The sequence below is a fragment of the Vibrio sp. 1F253 genome, assembly GCF_041439295.1.
Lineage (GTDB): Bacteria > Pseudomonadota > Gammaproteobacteria > Enterobacterales > Vibrionaceae > Vibrio > Vibrio tasmaniensis_A.
This window is the reverse complement of record NZ_JBGONU010000004.1, coordinates 93,235-111,176: the sequence shown is the minus strand read 5'-3', so window position 1 is coordinate 111,176 and position 17,942 is coordinate 93,235. Positions and strand designations below refer to the sequence as shown.

The 17,942-nt window shown below is 41.3% G+C and carries 17 protein-coding genes; 7 read left to right on the top strand and 10 right to left on the bottom strand.

What is annotated here, in order from left to right:
* Nucleotides 1–175 precede the first annotated feature (175 nt).
* Nucleotides 176–622: a DUF417 family protein gene (locus tag ACED28_RS03525; RefSeq protein WP_017102879.1), complete on the top strand. Its 447-nt coding sequence runs from the start codon at nt 176–178 to the stop codon at nt 620–622.
* 129 nt (nt 623–751) lie between these two features.
* Here the strand turns inward: ACED28_RS03525 and ACED28_RS03520 are convergent, their stop codons facing one another.
* The 9 genes from ACED28_RS03520 to ACED28_RS03480 form a co-directional block, all read right to left on the bottom strand.
* Complete coding sequence (locus ACED28_RS03520) at nt 752–1,270, bottom strand: GNAT family N-acetyltransferase (protein WP_371709296.1); 519 nt, start codon at nt 1,268–1,270, stop codon at nt 752–754.
* 211 nt (nt 1,271–1,481) lie between these two features.
* Nucleotides 1,482–2,147 carry a hypothetical protein gene (locus tag ACED28_RS03515; RefSeq protein WP_371709295.1) on the bottom strand — a complete coding sequence of 222 codons (666 nt, stop codon included), beginning with the start codon at nt 2,145–2,147 and terminating at the stop codon, nt 1,482–1,484.
* A 60-nt stretch (nt 2,148–2,207) separates the two neighbouring features.
* Nucleotides 2,208–2,936, bottom strand: coding sequence for a hypothetical protein (locus ACED28_RS03510; protein WP_371709294.1), 729 nt, complete (start codon nt 2,934–2,936; stop codon nt 2,208–2,210).
* Nucleotides 2,937–3,064: 128 nt separating this feature from the next.
* Entirely contained in the window at nt 3,065–4,474 is a 1,410-nt protein-coding gene (locus ACED28_RS03505; RefSeq protein WP_371709293.1) for an EAL domain-containing protein, read from the bottom strand.
* A gap of 954 nt (nt 4,475–5,428) precedes the next feature.
* Nucleotides 5,429–5,581 (bottom strand): hypothetical protein, encoded by a 153-nt coding sequence (locus tag ACED28_RS03500; protein ID WP_017102882.1) that lies wholly within the window; start codon nt 5,579–5,581, stop codon nt 5,429–5,431.
* Between the two features lie 94 nt (nt 5,582–5,675).
* Nucleotides 5,676–6,032, bottom strand: a complete 357-nt coding sequence (locus ACED28_RS03495) for a hypothetical protein (RefSeq protein ID WP_017101361.1) — start codon at nt 6,030–6,032, stop codon at nt 5,676–5,678.
* A gap of 101 nt (nt 6,033–6,133) precedes the next feature.
* Entirely contained in the window at nt 6,134–6,547 is a 414-nt protein-coding gene (locus ACED28_RS03490) for a lysozyme inhibitor LprI family protein (protein WP_017102883.1), read from the bottom strand.
* 215 nt (nt 6,548–6,762) lie between these two features.
* Nucleotides 6,763–8,010 (bottom strand): RidA family protein, encoded by a 1,248-nt coding sequence (locus ACED28_RS03485; protein WP_371709292.1) that lies wholly within the window; start codon nt 8,008–8,010, stop codon nt 6,763–6,765.
* Nucleotides 8,011–8,674: 664 nt separating this feature from the next.
* Nucleotides 8,675–9,559 carry an AraC family transcriptional regulator N-terminal domain-containing protein gene (locus ACED28_RS03480; protein ID WP_371709291.1) on the bottom strand — a complete coding sequence of 295 codons (885 nt, stop codon included), beginning with the start codon at nt 9,557–9,559 and terminating at the stop codon, nt 8,675–8,677.
* Between the two features lie 193 nt (nt 9,560–9,752).
* On the opposite strand from ACED28_RS03480, the gene ACED28_RS03475 reads away from it, so the two are divergent.
* The 6 genes from ACED28_RS03475 to ACED28_RS03450 all read left to right on the top strand — a co-directional run bounded on the left by ACED28_RS03475 (nt 9,753) and on the right by ACED28_RS03450 (nt 15,743).
* Nucleotides 9,753–10,901, top strand: coding sequence for an iron-containing alcohol dehydrogenase (locus ACED28_RS03475; protein WP_371709290.1), 1,149 nt, complete (start codon nt 9,753–9,755; stop codon nt 10,899–10,901).
* A 235-nt stretch (nt 10,902–11,136) separates the two neighbouring features.
* On the top strand, nt 11,137–11,883 hold the full coding sequence (locus tag ACED28_RS03470) for an amino acid ABC transporter ATP-binding protein (protein WP_371709289.1): 747 nt from the start codon (nt 11,137–11,139) through the stop codon (nt 11,881–11,883).
* Nucleotides 11,883–12,680: an amino acid ABC transporter permease gene (locus ACED28_RS03465; RefSeq protein ID WP_009845515.1), complete on the top strand. Its 798-nt coding sequence runs from the start codon at nt 11,883–11,885 to the stop codon at nt 12,678–12,680. Before ACED28_RS03470 ends, ACED28_RS03465 begins: the two co-directional genes overlap by 1 nt.
* Before the next feature lie 12 nt (nt 12,681–12,692).
* Nucleotides 12,693–13,502, top strand: a complete 810-nt coding sequence (locus ACED28_RS03460; RefSeq protein WP_371709288.1) for a transporter substrate-binding domain-containing protein — start codon at nt 12,693–12,695, stop codon at nt 13,500–13,502.
* Between the two features lie 177 nt (nt 13,503–13,679).
* Entirely contained in the window at nt 13,680–14,606 is a 927-nt protein-coding gene (locus tag ACED28_RS03455; protein WP_371709287.1) for an amino acid ABC transporter permease, read from the top strand.
* Between the two features lie 192 nt (nt 14,607–14,798).
* Nucleotides 14,799–15,743, top strand: coding sequence for an ADP-ribosylglycohydrolase family protein (locus ACED28_RS03450; RefSeq protein WP_009845518.1), 945 nt, complete (start codon nt 14,799–14,801; stop codon nt 15,741–15,743).
* 172 nt (nt 15,744–15,915) lie between these two features.
* On the opposite strand, the gene ACED28_RS03445 is transcribed toward ACED28_RS03450, so the two are convergent.
* A complete protein-coding gene (locus ACED28_RS03445; protein ID WP_371709286.1) occupies nt 15,916–17,922 on the bottom strand; it encodes a TonB-dependent siderophore receptor in 2,007 nt (668 codons plus the stop codon).
* Nucleotides 17,923–17,942 lie beyond the last annotated feature (20 nt).

The window sequence follows — 17,942 nt, the reverse complement described above, 5'->3', positions numbered from 1 at the left end:
TATCGCCAACCTATGACTTTGGTGTTCAACATCACTAGCCTACGCATTAATATCAAAACAATAAATCACCATCTATTGAGTTTGTAGATAAATATATTAAGTATCACTCTCAACGCGAAATTTAATCTGAACTCTTGCGGTCATATTCAGAGATTTTATTAAATGGAGTACTTTTATGCATGTTCAAACCTATGATTTAAAACAGAGTAATGTCGGATACAACCTAGGCGTGATTGGTGTAGCATTAGTGTTAGCTTGGATTGGTATTTACAAGTTTACGCCAACTGAAGCGATGCTAATTGAGCCTTTAATTGCAAACCACCCAGCAATGAACTGGCTTTACAATCTATTCTCGGTACAAGCAGTGTCTAACATGGTGGGTGGTGCAGAGATCATCGTCGCGATTGGATTGATCGTGGGATTTAAGAAGCCGACTATTGCTTTCTACTCAGGTATTGCAGCAGCGGCTATCTTTGTTGTGACACTGAGCTTTCTAGTCACCACGCCAAACGTTTGGAAAGTATCGGATGGCATCTTAGTCACTAACTTCTTCCTAGTGAAAGATATTCTGTTTTTGGCTATCGCTATTAGCGTAATCGAACGTAACAAACCTCAGAAGTAAATGTAAACCTAATAAGTGGCCGTAAACCTAAAGATCTATTTTTAGTAACATAAAACCATAAGCTGGCTAGAAGGACGCTGCCAGCTTCTAATGAATAAGGCACTGAGACTCAGCTACTCAGCTACTCAGCTACTCAGCTAACACCTTACGATAATAATTAGCGTCTTGATTTTGCCCTTTGAATAACGCGTAATTCTCTACACGCTCTACTAAGCCAAAACCGGCCTTGGATAAAATCTTGTTGGAACCAACATTACCCCCTAACGCATAGGCATCCACATATTTAAGGGAAGATTGCTCCGCCAAATAGATAAGTAACTTCCTCACCGCGTTAGACGCAATGCCTTTTGAAGCAAAGGGTCGACCTACTCGATAACCTAGCTCCCCACTTCCAGCGTTCTGGTCGATATCACGTACATTAATCCTACCGCAGATAATCCCTTGTTCATCTTTTATCAACATAGGAATCATCTCATCACTTTCATATTCCGCTAAAAAACTAGCAATCTGCTTCTCTACACCTGAAAGTGAATAAAAACTTTCTTCCCGTGGTGGTACAGACATCTCGAACCAATCTCTATTGTCTACTTCAAATTCCAAGAGCGCACTAGCATCACTTGTTTGAAGTAAATGCAAAAATACATCCATAACGAATACTCCCAATGGTTATTTCGAAAGCCTTGCCTACGATTGAAACTCGAGTACCCAAATCTCTGAGTAAACGGTACGTCACTACTTATTTCAGAGTTAGCAGCTGAAAGTGAGGTTCTAGTGGGCATAGGAAGATATTTTTTAATAGAAGTGAATGGGGCGTGACATTTAAGCAACCCACCCCATCAATTATATACATACTTAACGACTACGGTTTACTCGATACTACCCAATTAAATCCGTCAGTACTTTTTTCGTATACAGAAGTTTGATCTGACGATGTTATTCTTCGTGAATATGTCGTCGGAGATGCACGAAAGAGTGTTTTCCAATAGGTGATTTCTTTACTCTGATCATTAACTATCTTTGACCGTATGACCTTAGATGCGTCACCTAATTCATTACTAGAGTAATCTTTATATCTACCCATAATGTTTATTTTGATATTTTCAGTATCTAAACTATTTAAATGACTTTTAACATTAACGACTGTCGATAATCCAAAGTCATCGCCTTTTCCAAAAGTATGCTCATTCCAGTCGACATAAGTACGATTTAATTGTTCTTTGATACTCTTGTTATATTTCCAAGTTGAAGTAGTTCTAGAGACTATTTTATTTGTTAGATCCAGAGATTGACAATTTGCTAAGTTGTGTATATTACCATCGTAGGCAATGTTAGATAGTACATTATCAAATTTATCATCTTTAATAATGATTTTCTCTGTGAATGTACACCCCGGACGGATGCTGCTATTAAAATTGTTAATACTAGCAATATCAAAAGTATTGTTGTAAACACCCCACTGAGTTGAAAGGTTAACCGATGTGGACTCAGACAACACTTCCACCTCTGTTAACAAATCATCGCTCATTTTTGTGGTTGTTTGCTTTGCTGATTGATTAGTACCTAGAGAAGAAATATAAACCTTTTTCTACCAATTCCTAGCGCCGTTTTCATCTTTGAAGTAGTAATGAACTTGCACATAGCTATTGGGGTTGGTTTGTTGTAAATCTTTTGTATCTGTGAACGATTTCTTTAGACCTGTTACGATATTTTGGGCCTTTAAGGCAAGGTCACTATCTTCGGATGCAATAAAGTCACCATAAATTTTAGCCTCAGAAATATTATATGTGCGAATTGTTTCTGTAAGAGCATGCTCTAACGCTTGAGCCTGTTTAGTTTGTTTTTCTATATCGCTCATTAGATCCTGACACGTATAGTTACTTTTACCATTACTGGTTTCTACTGTCGCCCATAAAGATGAAGTTAAAGGGGTGATAAAACGGTTTTTGAAATCGACCTGTTCTTTAAATTCAGGGGGTAAGACCATACGATAAGCATTTTTCACAGCCCCCAAATCTTCATCAATAGCGCCAACAGGAACATCTACTATCGTCGGAGCATAACCAAGGCATTTATCTTGGGTTTCATTTAGGTCAAGCTCATAACTACCACCTTTTGTAGTTAAAGCTCTAGGTTCAGTGTTTGCGTTATACTTACCATCATTATTTATATCTAGAAAAACGGTAGCGCCTACAATATAACCATCGATTACTTTTCCAGTAGCTTTTTTGTGAATTGTCGGATTACTCCCACCATCACCGCCGCCACCACAAGCTGATAAGGCCAGAACGCACAAAATTGGTATCATCATTTTCATTTAAATGGATCTCTATTACTTGTTGAGATTTAAAAATATTAAAATAGTAATACTCTTAAATTAGTTAACGAATTCGATGTTGTTTAATGTCATTTACAGCCCTTCACATATTATTACCCATACATATATCAACCTGTTTTCACATTGCTAATTAACCTTCTTGGTTTGGAAAAATGAAAGCCTTGGAATAATATATTAGATCTCTTTGGAAGTAGTCGTAGGTGTTGAGGATTTTCAACGCCTTCGACAATCAAGGTTACATCAATACGCTCAGATAGCTTAACCATAAACTTAAGTGTCTCATTGGCCACAATATCTTCCTGACATTTTTGTAGTAACGACTTATCTAGCTTAATAAAATCAAAATATTTTTCTGATAAAAGGTTAAAATTGGAGTAACCACATCCAAAATCATCAATAGCAAATCGAAAACCTGCCCCTTTAAGAGCAATTATATTTTCTTTAGCATAACTATGTAAAAGACCCTCACTATATTCAACTGTTTCAAATATTATCTTACTTCTTAACTCTGGAACTAATTTGGTTAATTCCATTACATAATCATAAAAGTCAACGATACTTAAATCTGCATGACTAATGTTAACACTGATATTAGGAAGTGTATCTTGAGTGTTTTTTGCGTATTCAATTATTTTTTTAAAAATTATAATGGTTAATGAGTAATGTAGGTGCGGCTCCGTTGCCAATAATGGCATAAATACACCAGGACCTCCGAACTCTGTGCGTTTCCACCTAAGCAATATTTCCCAAAGGTACTCTTTAGAAGTATTCATACTATAAACGACGGGTTGATAAAAAAGCTCGAACTGAGTCCCTCCCTTTTTTATATCGTGATGTAAAGCTTGGATTACCGAACGGGTTCTAACGTTTTTTTCATAGTCATTAATGTTATATACGTAGACACCATCAATAGATTGAAGTGACTTTTTAACACTGTAAGCCATTCTTCTAAACAACTGATTTTTATCTTGGGGTTTATCAAAATTAGATAGGATCATGCTAGCAAGAGAATAATCAAAAGTTAGGGTTTTATCGCCTACTTTCTTTTCATGAGGCAAAGAGAATTGAATTTTTTGTTGCTGCTCAAGGATTTTTTTTTCTTCCCAGGGGGTATCGCTTTCAAATACAAGAACAATGTATTTGTCTTCAAACAAACCGATAACCCTTGGTGAAAGTGTCTCACTTAGGTAGTGATGTAATTCTGTTTTAACTATTCGACTAGTTTTTGAATCGAAAAACTTATAGAAATCTGCAGATCTCCCAACACAGATTACATGCATGATCTTGTAGGTACTTCTGTTTGTTCTTAATAATTTTTCTTGAATATAGTTGATGTTAGGTAAATCTGTTTCTTCACAGAAAAAACGTTTGAGCCTTTGTTTATTTTGTTCTCGTTCAAGTCTTTGCTGAACAAAAGATAGCTTTTTTTTACCTTCCGACGACTTCAGATGAAATGATGTGCATATTATTAGTAATGTAATAAAGAACAGACAAAGTAAATTAACAGTAGACAACACGGCACCCCGAATAAAGTGATATGCATCGCACTTTGCGATGCAACAGAATGATTGTATTCTTACTTATGAGATTCACACAAATAAAAACAAATCTGACCACTTAATAGTCATCTACTTGAATTGAGTGTAATTGTGCAAATTTATAAATATCACGCACGAAAACACCACTACCCGCATATTGTACATCCCGTAATATCCCGACAACTTCATAACATAATAGCCACCAAATTACGCCACAGTGCCATTTCAGGGGGGTAATGATTGCATCGCTTTTTTTAGTATTTATTTACGCTATAAAAAACTGACAGTGATCGCGATATTTAATGGGGAGGGATTGAAATCAGCAACTTTATCTGGGTTACATCACTACATACCCTTGATGAAACCAATCTGTTTGGAAGTGAAACAAACCATAAATTTAATCAAATGCACGCTAGAGGGTAAGTTAAGTCCTAACGCAAACACCTAATCCTAACCTCAACTATCTGAATAGATGGGAAATCTCCATTGAAAGGAGAGCAGGACATTTTGATGGATAAAACTAAATAAAAGAGGGAGTCGTTCTGCATAATTAACTGAACAATAATTGATGCTAGGAAAACTAACGAAGAGTCATAGTTCATAGCGACGTAAAGTCGTCAATAGCTAACGTTGTTGTAGGTATTAGCAGAATCATCCAGTACAAATCAGCACTGAGGTAGTAAAGCTACATAAAGGCTGGTCAAGGCAATCTACAATGAATAGTTTAGTGTAATTACACTAATTTACTGTCGAATGGGTAGTCACTGGATATATTTGGCCAGTATTACTGTGAGTTTGCCAAATCATCGGTAGAAGATAACGCAATTAAGGTTACTATGTTTATCTCGATACCTCTGATTATTTTAGCTTTCACAACAATTAGGCTATTAGTATCCTGCAGTAAATTATCTCAATGGCCTGTACGCTTTCAAGTCAATAAAACAACCCAACCAACACGACTGACAACAGTACGCCGCCGATAAAACTCGGGCCGTGGAATGGTCTAACTTTAGATTTAACGTACTCTTTCTGAAGTTCTTCTTGGTAAGTTTTAACGGCGAGTTCTTTTACGTAGTTATTTTGCATAATAAGCTCCTTCTTATTGGGTAAGAGAAGCTTAAGACTTGAAGTTAGGTTGAGGTAAAGAAAAATTTCACATTAATTGATTACTTCGGGATTGTTACTCTAGAATGACTCTGAACACATCATTGTTCACACCGCCAACATCCACTAATTCTCCCGGCTTCATAAGAAGTAAGGTGTTTAATTGGCGCTTTGAACGTGGTGCTCTATTTTCTCTGATCACTAAGATATCAACTAAGTAACCTGAGTTTTGCTTTGATAGTGAGCCCGAGAGAGTAACACTCTCTCTTCTATCGGCTAGAACCGAATTAAATGTTTTATCTTCTAACACACCCGCCGAGATCGACGTCTCACCATAAAAAAGCGTGATAGTTGTCGGATCAGGTGTTAGCTCTTGATTAGATGAACACCCCACTATCGCTAGGCACAACAATAAAATAACTCGAAATTGCATACACTTAATTTTCTTTCTCACATTCTAATTCTATTTTCGGTTCTTGGTACATCGCTTCTATGAACCCCAACTTAATTACCCAGAATCAAGTTTAAGCTTCTTCAATCTGGAACTGAATAGGTACCTTCAAAATACTCGATACGCTCTAAAATCATTCTTAGCTTACACTCTTCGATTTGAACCCCGGCCCAAACGGAAGGCGTATACGCTTGACCTATAAATTCACAATCTGCGTCTCTGTATTTCAACCAAGCTTGTTGAGCTCTTCGGAAAGGTCCTTCTAGATCGATGTGAAACTCGATTTTTTGCAATTCGGTTTCTTCCTCGACTATTCGCATAATGGCTTCTTGATATGTTTTATTGAGATCGATATTTGCTACTTTCATTTTCTCTTCGACACACAGATAACCCGCAGTAACCCCTCCACCTTCAACGTTACAAGGGTCTTCATCATCAACAGCGAAACAAGATGTAGTAACTAACGCCAGTACAATTAATGACTTTTTCAAAAGCATCTCCAATACAGTTCAAAATCTGCAATATCTACTCGACAAGCAGTAGTTCGAATCACCAGTATTGATCATTTCTTCGGGCTCAGGCTAGCTAAACGTTTGACTAACTATTTCTAACGGTATGAGAGTGTTCGGCACAAGCCGACAATTTCAAGAAGGAGCAGATCAGATCATCACCGACAATCTGACCGCTTAGTTTGAAGTGGGTTTAATTATGTTTAAGCAATAACATCTTGTGGTGGTGTACCTTCGCAGTTGGAAACGACTGCATCAATTTGAATTAGAGCATTCATAGAAATCTCTGAAACCCCAACCACCGTTCTTGCCGGTAATTCAGCATTAAAGAATGTTGTGTAGACCTCGTTCACTGTATCAATGTCTGAAACATTTTTAAGCTGAATATTGATTTTCACTGTATCGTCCATGCTATGATCAACGCTTTCAATTATAGCCTTAATATTGTTTAAACATTGTTCAGCTTGTTCTTTTACCCCACCAGCAACAATTTCATTTGTTTTCGGATCTAAAGGTAATTGTCCTGAAATATGGTTGTAGTGAGAGAAAGCAACGGTGTGCGAATAAGGCATGAATGGTGCAGCAACAGTATTATTAGCTTCAATAACCAGTAAGCGAGTGTCTTCTGGTAATTGCGGCGGTGTACCGTCACCATGTGAAACGGATGTATCAATTTGAATTAAAGCGCCCATTGGTAGTTCAGCGGCGTTAACAACGGTACGAGCAGGAACGTAGCTTGGGAAGAATTTAGCACATACTTCATTTACCACTTCCGCATCTGCGATATTTTTCACGTAGATAGTCGTTTTAACCACATCATTCATGACATGACCGATACTCTCTAGAACCGCTTTAATGTTTGATAGACATTGTGCCGTTTGCTCTGTGATACCACCTGAAACCAACTCACCTGTATTTACATCGATAGGCAATTGAGCCGAAAGGTTGTTGTAGTGAGAAAAAGCCGCAGTCTGCGTCGATACAGTACTTTGAGGCGCGTTATCTGTATTTCTTGATACCTTAACTAGCGCGCAAGGTGCTTGTGGTTTAGTGCCTTCGCCGTTTGAAATCAGCGCATCCATTTGAACTAAAGCGTCACTGTTAGGTAGCGCAGCTACGCCCACGACTGTGCGTGTAGGGAGGCTGTTTTGGAAGAAGCTTTTGTAAACTTCATCAATAGCATCGATATCAGAAATATTCTTAACGAAAACATTAATCTTCACAACATCATCCATAACATGGTCGATGCTTTCAACAATGGCCTTAATATTATTTAAGCATTGGGCTGCCTGGTCTTTAATATCACCAATCACTACTTCACCTGTTTTAGGGTCAACAGGCAGTTGAGCAGAAAAGTTATTATAATGAGAAAAAGCGACCGTTTGTGTAGATACAGAATTAATTGGTGCATTTTCAGTATTTCTTGAAATTTTAATGATATCGCTACTCATCGGAATTATCCTTTTAATAATATAGGAATACGTATTTATATTTAACAATCGTATTGGAAAGAATGATTTAAGTAGCGCCATGTTAAGTGAATTATTTTAGGGTAAACGTGATATACATCAGACTCTCAGTTGACTATAAATCAGCAAGTTACAGGATAATTAGTCATCAAGCGACTAATTATCCGTCACATTAGGCTTTATCAACTGCTAAATTCTCTTTAATTTTAAGTCTATTCAATAATCCTGAATACTCTCTCAGGTAATTGAAAGGATAATTACCAGAATTTAGATGATATTTGATAGGTTGTTCACACTAAAACTCCGTTACTAGCTAGGTTAGTAACTTTATCCCTTATACCCGTGCATAAACTCTTAGGCTATTTAATTAATTATTTTCGAGAGCTTATTTTATATAAGTACGTTAATAATATATTCGAGAATCAAATACCTACAATCTGACAATGCCTATGATTAGATACATTTACTCATATAATTCAACAAATATGAGACTCAGGGGGATGACATGAGAAGTATGGTGTTCAGCCAAGACATGGGACTTTCAGGAATCACGATGGCATCAACGAAGAGCAATCGACACCATAGCTTTTGGCACCATAGCTCTCAACACCATAGCTCTCAACAGATAGTTTCGTTGAAAGAAGAGCTAAACCGCTCTTGGAGTGGTATTGAAGTGGCGCTTAAATTCGCGACTGAATTGGGATGGGCTCGAGTAGCCGACTCGGCGAGCAGCATCGCTGATGCGAAGGCCTTCTAGCTGAATCAGTTCTTTGGCTTTGTTTAGCCTTACCTTCTTCAAATATTGAAGAGGAGATTCAAAGGTGACATTACGGAATGCATTGTGGAAGGCAGACACGCTCATGTTGGCTTCGTCGGCAAGCGATTGAACAGTGATGGTTTGGTCGTACTCTTCATGCACTTTAGACAGCGCTTTAGCGACACGTGCGTAATGGCCGTCATGATGAGCTAAATCAAACAGCACACGCCCTTCTGAACCGGTTAGGGCGCGGTAGACAATTTCGCTGACCATGGCATCGCCCAATATATTGGCTTCAATGTCACAATGTATAGTTTTGACCAATCGAGTAAAGCTCTCCAGCATTTGCTCTTCCATTGGCGTCGATTCTAAGCCGCTCGAATTCTGCTTGTGCTTGTTGCAGTAGCTCTCTAGAAAGCCTTGGTCTTCCAGCTTTTTGACTAAGCTGTGCAAGCGCTGAGAATCGATGCTTATCGACAAACCAAGCAATGGTTCGCCATTTACAGGTAAGGCTTCACACTCCAATGGCATTGGCACGCCTACCACAAGATAATCACCAGCCGCGTAAGTAACGGGTCTATCGCCAATATAGATGTTCTTTTTGCCCTGCCCGAGCATGATAATACCCGACTGGTAAGTGAATGGCTGACGTTGATTCCCGCCACTGCTTCTATACAACCACACACCGCCAATTTCAGTTTCTCTGATCCCTTCGAGATCATCCCAACCTTTGTGTTCTACATAAGACTGTAACAACTGCGCGAGTGTTTTCATAAGTGGCGACTTTCCATTCCAAGTGCTAAGAGTAAGTAAGCTAAAGCAGAGAAAGAATATCAATTTTGTAGAAATAGGCAATTTATTTGGAGAATCAGCTCTTCATCACCCTAGATTACTGTACTAATATGCAAATATAGAAATTGAGCAATCAAATAAAATAACAAATTGAGCTTTACACAAGGAATCTCTAATGCAATTCACTTATGTTAACCCTACAGTTATCCACTTCGGCCAAGGCCAAATCAACGCTATCAGCCAAGCGGTTGATACTTCGAAGAAAGTACTAGTCATCTACGGTGGCGGTTCAATCAAAAGCAACGGTGTTTACGACCAGGTTGTCGCTTCTCTAAAGGATCACGCTTGGATTGAGTTCGCTGGTGTTGAAGCTAACCCAACCAAAGAGACGCTAGATAAAGCCGTCGCTCTTGTTAAAGAAGAAAACGTAGAGTTCATTATCGCTGTTGGCGGTGGTTCAGTAATCGATGGTTCTAAGTATGTTGCTGCAGCGGCTAAATACGACGGTGACGGTTGGGACATCCTAGCGGGCAAACACCAAGTTACTGAAGCAACCCCTATTGGTGCTGTACTGACACTCCCTGCGACAGGTTCTGAATCTAACATGGGTGCAGTAATCACTCGTAAAGAGACTCAAGAGAAACTGGCGTTCATGAACCCTGCAGTACAACCTAAGTTCGCGGTTATGGACCCAGACGTAATGAAGTCTCTGCCAGAGCGCCAACTGATCAACGGTCTAGTTGATGCGTGGGTTCACGTATGTGAGCAATACATCACAATGCCAACAGACGCGATGGTTCAAGACGGTTACGCAGAAACACTGCTTAAGAACCTACTTGTACTGGGTAAGCAATACGACGAGCGTGACAACGACGCATGGCGTGCAAACCTAATGTGGACTGCAAACCAAGCGCTTAACGGCCTGATTGGTACTGGCGTTCCTCAAGATTGGGCAACACATATGATTGGCCACGAATTCACAGCACTATGGCACGTAGACCACGCACGTTCTCTTGCGATTGTTCAACCTTCACTACTTCGTAATCAAATCGAAGCGAAGCGTGGCAAGCTAGAGCAAATGGGTCGCAACGTATTTGGCCTAGAAGCGGGTGCAGATTTAGCCGAGCGCACTATTGCTGCAATCGAAGCCTTCTACCACAGCCTAGACGTTGCAACTATGTTCGACGGTTACGAATCAACTAAAGCGGCAGCAATCGACAACGTTGTTGCTCAACTTGAATCACACGGTTACCTAGAGCTTGGCGAGAACAAAGCAATCACGCCTCAGAAAACGCGTGAGATTTTAGAGTCTGCAATTCAATAGCTGTCAAAATTAAAGCAAGGAAAACAAGGTTCTAAAGAAAATCACCATAATCTAAAAATTTATTCCGTGAAACTGAACCAAATTCTTTGCCTTTGCGTATATCCTCAAGCAGCGTCCAAATCAGGCGCTGCTTTTTAATTTGCCCTACAAGATGCTATTAAATTCTCATAAGTCCTTAATTTAATGTGCAATCATATTTCTATATTGTTAAGGTAAACCTGTCTCTTTATTAGGTATGAACAACGATTTGAACAATCTCAAGGAAATGGTTAAGTTTAAGTCACTTAACAAGTGGTATGGTGATTTTCATGCCCTAAAGGATATCGATTTAAAGATTGAACAAGGAGAGATACTGGTGATTTGCGGGCCATCAGGTTCGGGTAAATCAACTTTAATCCGTTGTATCAATCAGCTAGAACCTTTCGAAAGTGGCGAGCTTTGCGTGTTAGAACAAGTACTTCCGAGTAAATTCAACACACCTGGCCAAGTCGGAATGGTGTTTCAGCATTTTCATTTATTCCCCCATCTTACCGTGCTTGAAAACCTGACTCTGTCTCCAATACGTACGCTGAAAAAAAGCAAACGAGAAGCCGAGAAGCTTGCAATGCACTATCTCGAGCGCGTACACATCGCTGAACAAGCCAACAAATACCCAGTACAACTTTCTGGCGGTCAGCAACAACGTGTAGCTATCGCCCGTTCGCTGTGCATGAAGCCTGAATTACTGCTTTTTGATGAACCGACTTCAGCGCTTGATCCGGAGATGATCAACGAAGTGCTCGACGTGATGGTTGAACTGGCGAGCGAAGGTATCACCATGGTGTGTGTGACCCACGAAATGGGCTTTGCGAAACAAGTGGCCGACCGCGTTATCTTCATGGATGAAGGACAAATTGTGGAATCGAATACGCCACAAGCGCTCTTTGAAAAGCCTCAACATGAACGTACTCAAGCGTTCCTAAATCAGATCCTGACTTATTGATGTTGATTCGAATTATTAAACCCGCCCTATCTGCTTTGGTACAGATTGTTGTACTGGTGGCTGCTGTTGTTTGGATTCTCGACTCTGGCGCACAAACCATGGGATACAGCTGGCAATGGGAGCGTGTGCCGGACTATATTGCTTTCTATGAAGATGGTGAATGGTGGCCTGCAGAATTAGTTGAAGGGCTACTGGTTACCATCAATATCTCTCTGATTTCTTTGGTTGCTACGCTGATCATTGGTTTAACGACGGCGCTATTGAGGAACTCAAATTCTGTGGTTGGACGCACCTTAGCCACCAGCTATGTTGAGTTGATTCGTAACACGCCGTTATTAGTACAAATTTATTTGCTCTATTTTGTATTTGGCCCCGTGTTAGGGCTGGATCGTTTTAGCACTGCCGTTTTAGCCTTGGCACTTTTCCAAGGCGCTTACACCGCCGAGATATTTCGTGCCGGTTTAAATGGTATTGCGAGAGGACAATTTGAAGCAGCTCAATCCTTGGGCTTATCAAAGACCTATACTTACTGGGATGTGATTCTTCCTCAGGTGGTGCAACGTACCTTGCCACCTTTGACTAATGAAGTGATCTCTCTTATTAAAAACTCTTCAATTGTGAGTGTCATGGCTATTTTTGACCTGACGACTGAAGCCAGAAACATTGTTTCTGAAACCGCGATGCCATTCGAGATTTGGTTCTCTGTGGCGATCATTTATCTTGCTCTTACACTTTCACTTTCTGCCGTTGCTGCTTGGCTTGAGCATAAGCTCGGGGCTAACTGGCGAACACAATAAGGATTTATCAGCATGAAGCTATTTAAAACCGCGATTACAGCCCTACTTGCGCTTGCCGTAAGTTTGCCTGCACTTGCTTCTGAAACGCCTAACCTCGATAAAATCAACGAACGTGGCTCACTGCGCGTTGGCATGTCGACATTTGTTCCTTGGGCGATGCGTAACAAACAAGGCGATCTCGTTGGCTTTGAAATCGACGTGGCGAAGCGCCTTGCCGAAGATTCTGGTTGGAAAGTCGAATTTGTACCTACAGCTTGGGACGGAATCATCCCTTCTCTATTGTCGAAGAAGTTTGATGTGATCATCGGCGGTATGTCTAACACTGAAGCGCGAGCTAAAAGCGTGCTGTTCACTGAACCATACTCGCACTCTGGTGTTCAACTGGCTGCTAACAAAGAGCTAGCGGACGGTTTTACTCAGATCTCTGATTTTGATTCTCGTCGCGTGAAAATTGCTGCTCGTCGTGGTGCGTTCACAGTTCAAGTGGCTCGTGAAACCTTCCCTAAAGCGAAAGTTTTACAGTTCGATGACGATGCTCAAGCATTCCAAGAAGTGTTAAACGGCAACGCGCACGCAGTTATCGCGTCTAGCCCGAAACCAGAACACGAAGCGATTAAAAACGCAGACACGCTATTTATTCCATTTGAAGAGCGTCTATCCAAAGGTAACGAAGCATTTGCAGTTCGCCTAGGTGAAACTGACAAGGCAGAATTCTTCAACGAATGGATCAAAGCACGTACTGAAGACGGTTGGTTGAAAGAGCGTTACGAGTACTGGTTCTCTACTTTAGATTGGCAAGACCAGATTGCTCAAGGTCAGTAATCTGAAGTTGAGCTCACTTTTTAATATGAGCTAATCTGTCGAATCTAAATCAAGGCAGTGCACTGTTTGTACTGCCTTCTCATCGACGATTTAAGTAGCCTTTTTAAGTAGCTTTATTTGATTCGTTTTAGATCCAAGCAACAACCCAATAATAATTGATGTTTAAACAGGAATGACGTGAGTAGTACTAGCGCATTAACAACACCTAAGCCCAACGTTCATATGAAGCCTTGGTATCAACGCATTACTCTTTTAGATGGCGTGTTACTCGCTGTCATTTGTGTGTTTGCAGGCTGGCTTTATTATCGTTCTGCTGTTGGTATCAACTACCAGTGGCGCTGGGAAGATGCGTTTACCCTAATTTTCATTCCACCTTCTCAAGGCAGTATTCCCTACTTTTTTCAAGGTTTGATCGCTACACTGCGCTTGAGTGTCTGGAGCATGGTGTTAGCTCTTTCTTTTGGGACATTACTCGGTGTTGCAAGGCACTCCAAGATTGCTTTCTTCAGAACGCCTGCACTGATTTTTATCCAGTTGGTTCGAAATATTCCGCCACTGGTGTTTGTCTTCATCTTCTATTTCTTCGTTTCTAACCAACTGATTCCATTACTTGGTTTAGAAAGTATCTTACGTGAACATAATGGCGAGATTAACGCTGTTCAAGGTTTCCTGTTCGGCCCAGCTAACCTTTGGGAAAACTTAGCGTCTGGTGTTATCTGTATTGGCTTGCTCTCTTCTGCTTATATTGCGGAAGTGATTCGAGCGGGTTTAGAAGCTATCCCTAAAGGCCAATGGGAAGCGGCCGATTCGCTTGGCTTGTCTGCATTGTCTAAGTATCGATTTGTGGTTGGCCCACAAGTATTAACTGCCATCACCCCACCATTGGCAGGCCAAGCAATCTCCTTGGTTAAAGACACGTCGATTGTGTCTCTGATTTCGATCCAAGAGATGACGTTTGTTGGTACTGAGATGGCAAACTCATCGGGGTTGATCTTCGAGATCTGGCTGATTGTAGGCTTCGTATATTTTGCTTTATGCTTTGCGCTTTCGCGTCTGTTCAAAGTGACTGAACAACGTTCTAGTGCTTACCTTAACCATCAGTAACGTCATTAATTAATAGTACCGACTCGCCCGACCATTCCTTTCCCTTATCAAGTTCACCTGATTGGTTTAAGCTATTGACCAATCGGGATTTATCCCTTCATATTTCTTCTTAGAAACACAGCGAAATACTCGTCTAATCACTATACTTGAAGTATCGAACTACGTTGATTCTTCTCAAGGACATCACTCAGCATGGACAATCATAAAGAAAGAGCTTTTTACGCCGTTGTCGGCGCATTGGTTGGAGACGCCGCTTCCATGGGGTTGCACTGGCTGTATGACCAAGAGAGGATCTTACACGTGGCTGGTTTCGAGCCAGAATTTCGCTCACCGAATCAGTTCGATTATCAAGACAAAGGCTACTTTGCGCACCAAGGAAAAACGTCCGGTGAGCACTCGCAATACGGTGCTCAGTTATTGGCGATGGTCGATAGTTTAGTCGACAACCAAAAATACGATGAAGCGAGCTATATTCAACATTTCCGCAAATGGTTTGATTTCGGTGGTAGTTGGCAAGGCTACATTGATAAAGCGACGCGCATGAGCTTGCTGAACATCCATCAATTAGAACTAGAGGGCGCCCCGATTACTGCCTGTGGCGCAGACGATACGCAGCTCCCCGCAGTTTCAAAGATCATTCCATTAGTAGCCTGTACTTATACCTCTCACACCTTACCAGCGATGGTAGAGAGCGCGGTACGAGTGACCAACAACAACGACAAAGCCGTGGAATGGGCGCAAGCCATCACCCTGTTGATTCAAGCAGCGATTCAAGGCAACTCACCATTACAGTCCGTAGAAATGGTGCGACAAACTTGCAGCAGATTTATACATGATCAAATCGATGAAGCATTGGCTGAACCTGAGCTTTCAATAACAGATGCCGCGAAGAAGTTTGGATTGCATTGTGAACTGAGTGCCGCATTTCCCTTGCTAATTCGCATCATTGCGGGTGCTCAGAGCTATAAACAAGGTATTCGAGACAATATCTTATGTGGCGGTGACAGCTGCGGGCGTGCGATTGTGATTGGCGCGGTATTAGCGGCGTGTTTCTACGAAGAAGACGGAGCGATTCCAACAGAATGGCTGAGCCAAGTAGAACTCAATTGTGGTGTGCTGTCTTTACCTATTGAGTGATTCCCACAATAACAAATAAGGCGAAAGCGCCTCTCGATTCCTTGCTCGAGAGGCGTTTTTCTTTTCACTAGAATGACTTAAACGGATAACTTCAATTTCGAGCAATACCCCTTCCGGATCTCTACGACCGCCAGTTTATTGCGCTAACCAAACCTAAACGCTAAAGCCTTCTCTAGAACTGATAAGCAGCAGAAAGCTTGTAGTTACGGCCTGGTTCATAGTCATCCAAGGTAAAGCCTCTTGCCGTACCTGAACGAGAAGCGTGTGAGGTATATTGCTCATCAAACACGTTATCGATACCAAAGGTGACAGACAATCCATCAAGATTCGATGGCACCCACTGAGCAAACAGGTTATGAACGTCATAGCCTTCTTTGATCGGCTGACCATCGAATACGTTGTCTTCGTCTTTAACAAACATCGAATTCCAACCAAAGATAGTCTCAAGCGCTTCAGACTGATAATCGAGTGTCAGCGTAATGCTGTCACCCATATCAATACTTCGACCATTGCCACCTGCGACTGCACCGCCTGTATCTTTATTTTTAGTCTCTGAAAGCGCATAGGACAGCTTACTGTTAAACATCTCGTAGCCATAAGATAGGCTCGCCTCGAAGCCCTTTATCTCAACGTCACCTAGGTTATAAATCAAATAACTCTTACTTGCACGTTGATACTTTTCGGCAATATAGTCATCAATATTAGTTTGGAATACTGTCAGGTTGGCACCAATAAAGTGATTATCCAAGCGCTTGTCGAAACGGACACCACCTTGCGTGTTCTGCCCTGTCTCAGCCTTCAGATCGTTAGCCAAATAAGCGACATCTTGGTAAGCAATAAAGCTCTCCATCAACTCCGGGCCTTTGAACAACGAACGTGTACTCGCGAACAGCGTCCAATCTTGAGTAACATCCCATTGAGTGGCCAACGACCAAGTTACATCGTCAAAATCTTCGCTACCAACTTCTGCTTTACGTTGGTAATCATCAAAACGAAGCCCTGCCGTGACCGAGAATGCTTGAGTAAAGTAGAACTGATCTTCAACAAAAAGGGCTGTAGAGATTGCTGACTCGTCCATAAACTTGCTGCTGCCGTAATAGCTGCTCGATGACTTGTCCATATAGTCAAAGCCATAAGTCGCGATGTTATCAAACGACATCAGGCGATAATCGGATTGGAACTTTGCGTTGAGACCAAAGTTTTGGTTTTTAGCCGTGTTTTTGGATAAGCGATTAGCAGGCCAACGTGGTGCCATAACACTTTCATCTCGCTGAATCTCAGTTTCCGTGTTGTATAGAGTCACGTTACCTTGATGACTTTCACCACGCAGCTCGTAGCTGGCCGTGATGGTGTCACGGTTGTAATCGGTGGGAATTAGGATGTTTTTAGACAAACCCACGTTCGTACCACCCGACATATCAGGGCGTGGACTGTAATCACCGTTATCACGGTACATATCATAAGAGAGTTCAAAACGGTGTAAGTCACTTGGCTCAAAACCAATCTTACCTAGAATATTGTATACATCCCCTTCTGAGCCAAAGGTTTCAGTACCATCACCATCTTCAAAGTTGTCACGGCTCATGTAATGACTGTAAAGCATGGCATCGACGTTATCTGACAACAAACCATACACAGTAAGTGAACCTTGCTGGCTTGCATTCGTGGCATACCCGCCGTAAACACGAGCGCCAAAAGTCTCGTCGTAGCGAAGTAGATCTTTGGCATCTTTGGTTTCAAACAGCACTGAACCGCCTAACCCATTTTGCGTCACCGAGTTGTTACCTACTTGGATATCAGCTGATTTCAATATGTCAGGGTTAAGAGTCAAATTACCAATATGATGGAACATGTTGGCGTGCTGAGAAGCGCCATCTAATCGAATGTCTAAGTCAGTTTCGCTTAGGCCGCGAATCGTAATTCGCTGGTTGATCGAGTGCGTTCCCCCAACATCAACACCGGGGATTTCGCGCAGCAAATCTGACATATGGTCAGCTTGCTTCAGTGACATGTCATCTGCAATGATCGATTCAGTGTTGCTTGAGACTTTCGTTCCCCAAACCACAACTTCATCGAAGTGCGATGTACTTTCTTCGGCCATAACAGAGCTACTAAACGTGCTGGCAATTGCGATATAGAGGGCTGAAAGCTTAATTGTTGATCTGACTGGGCTTTCCATAGATTCAATCCTAGATGTAA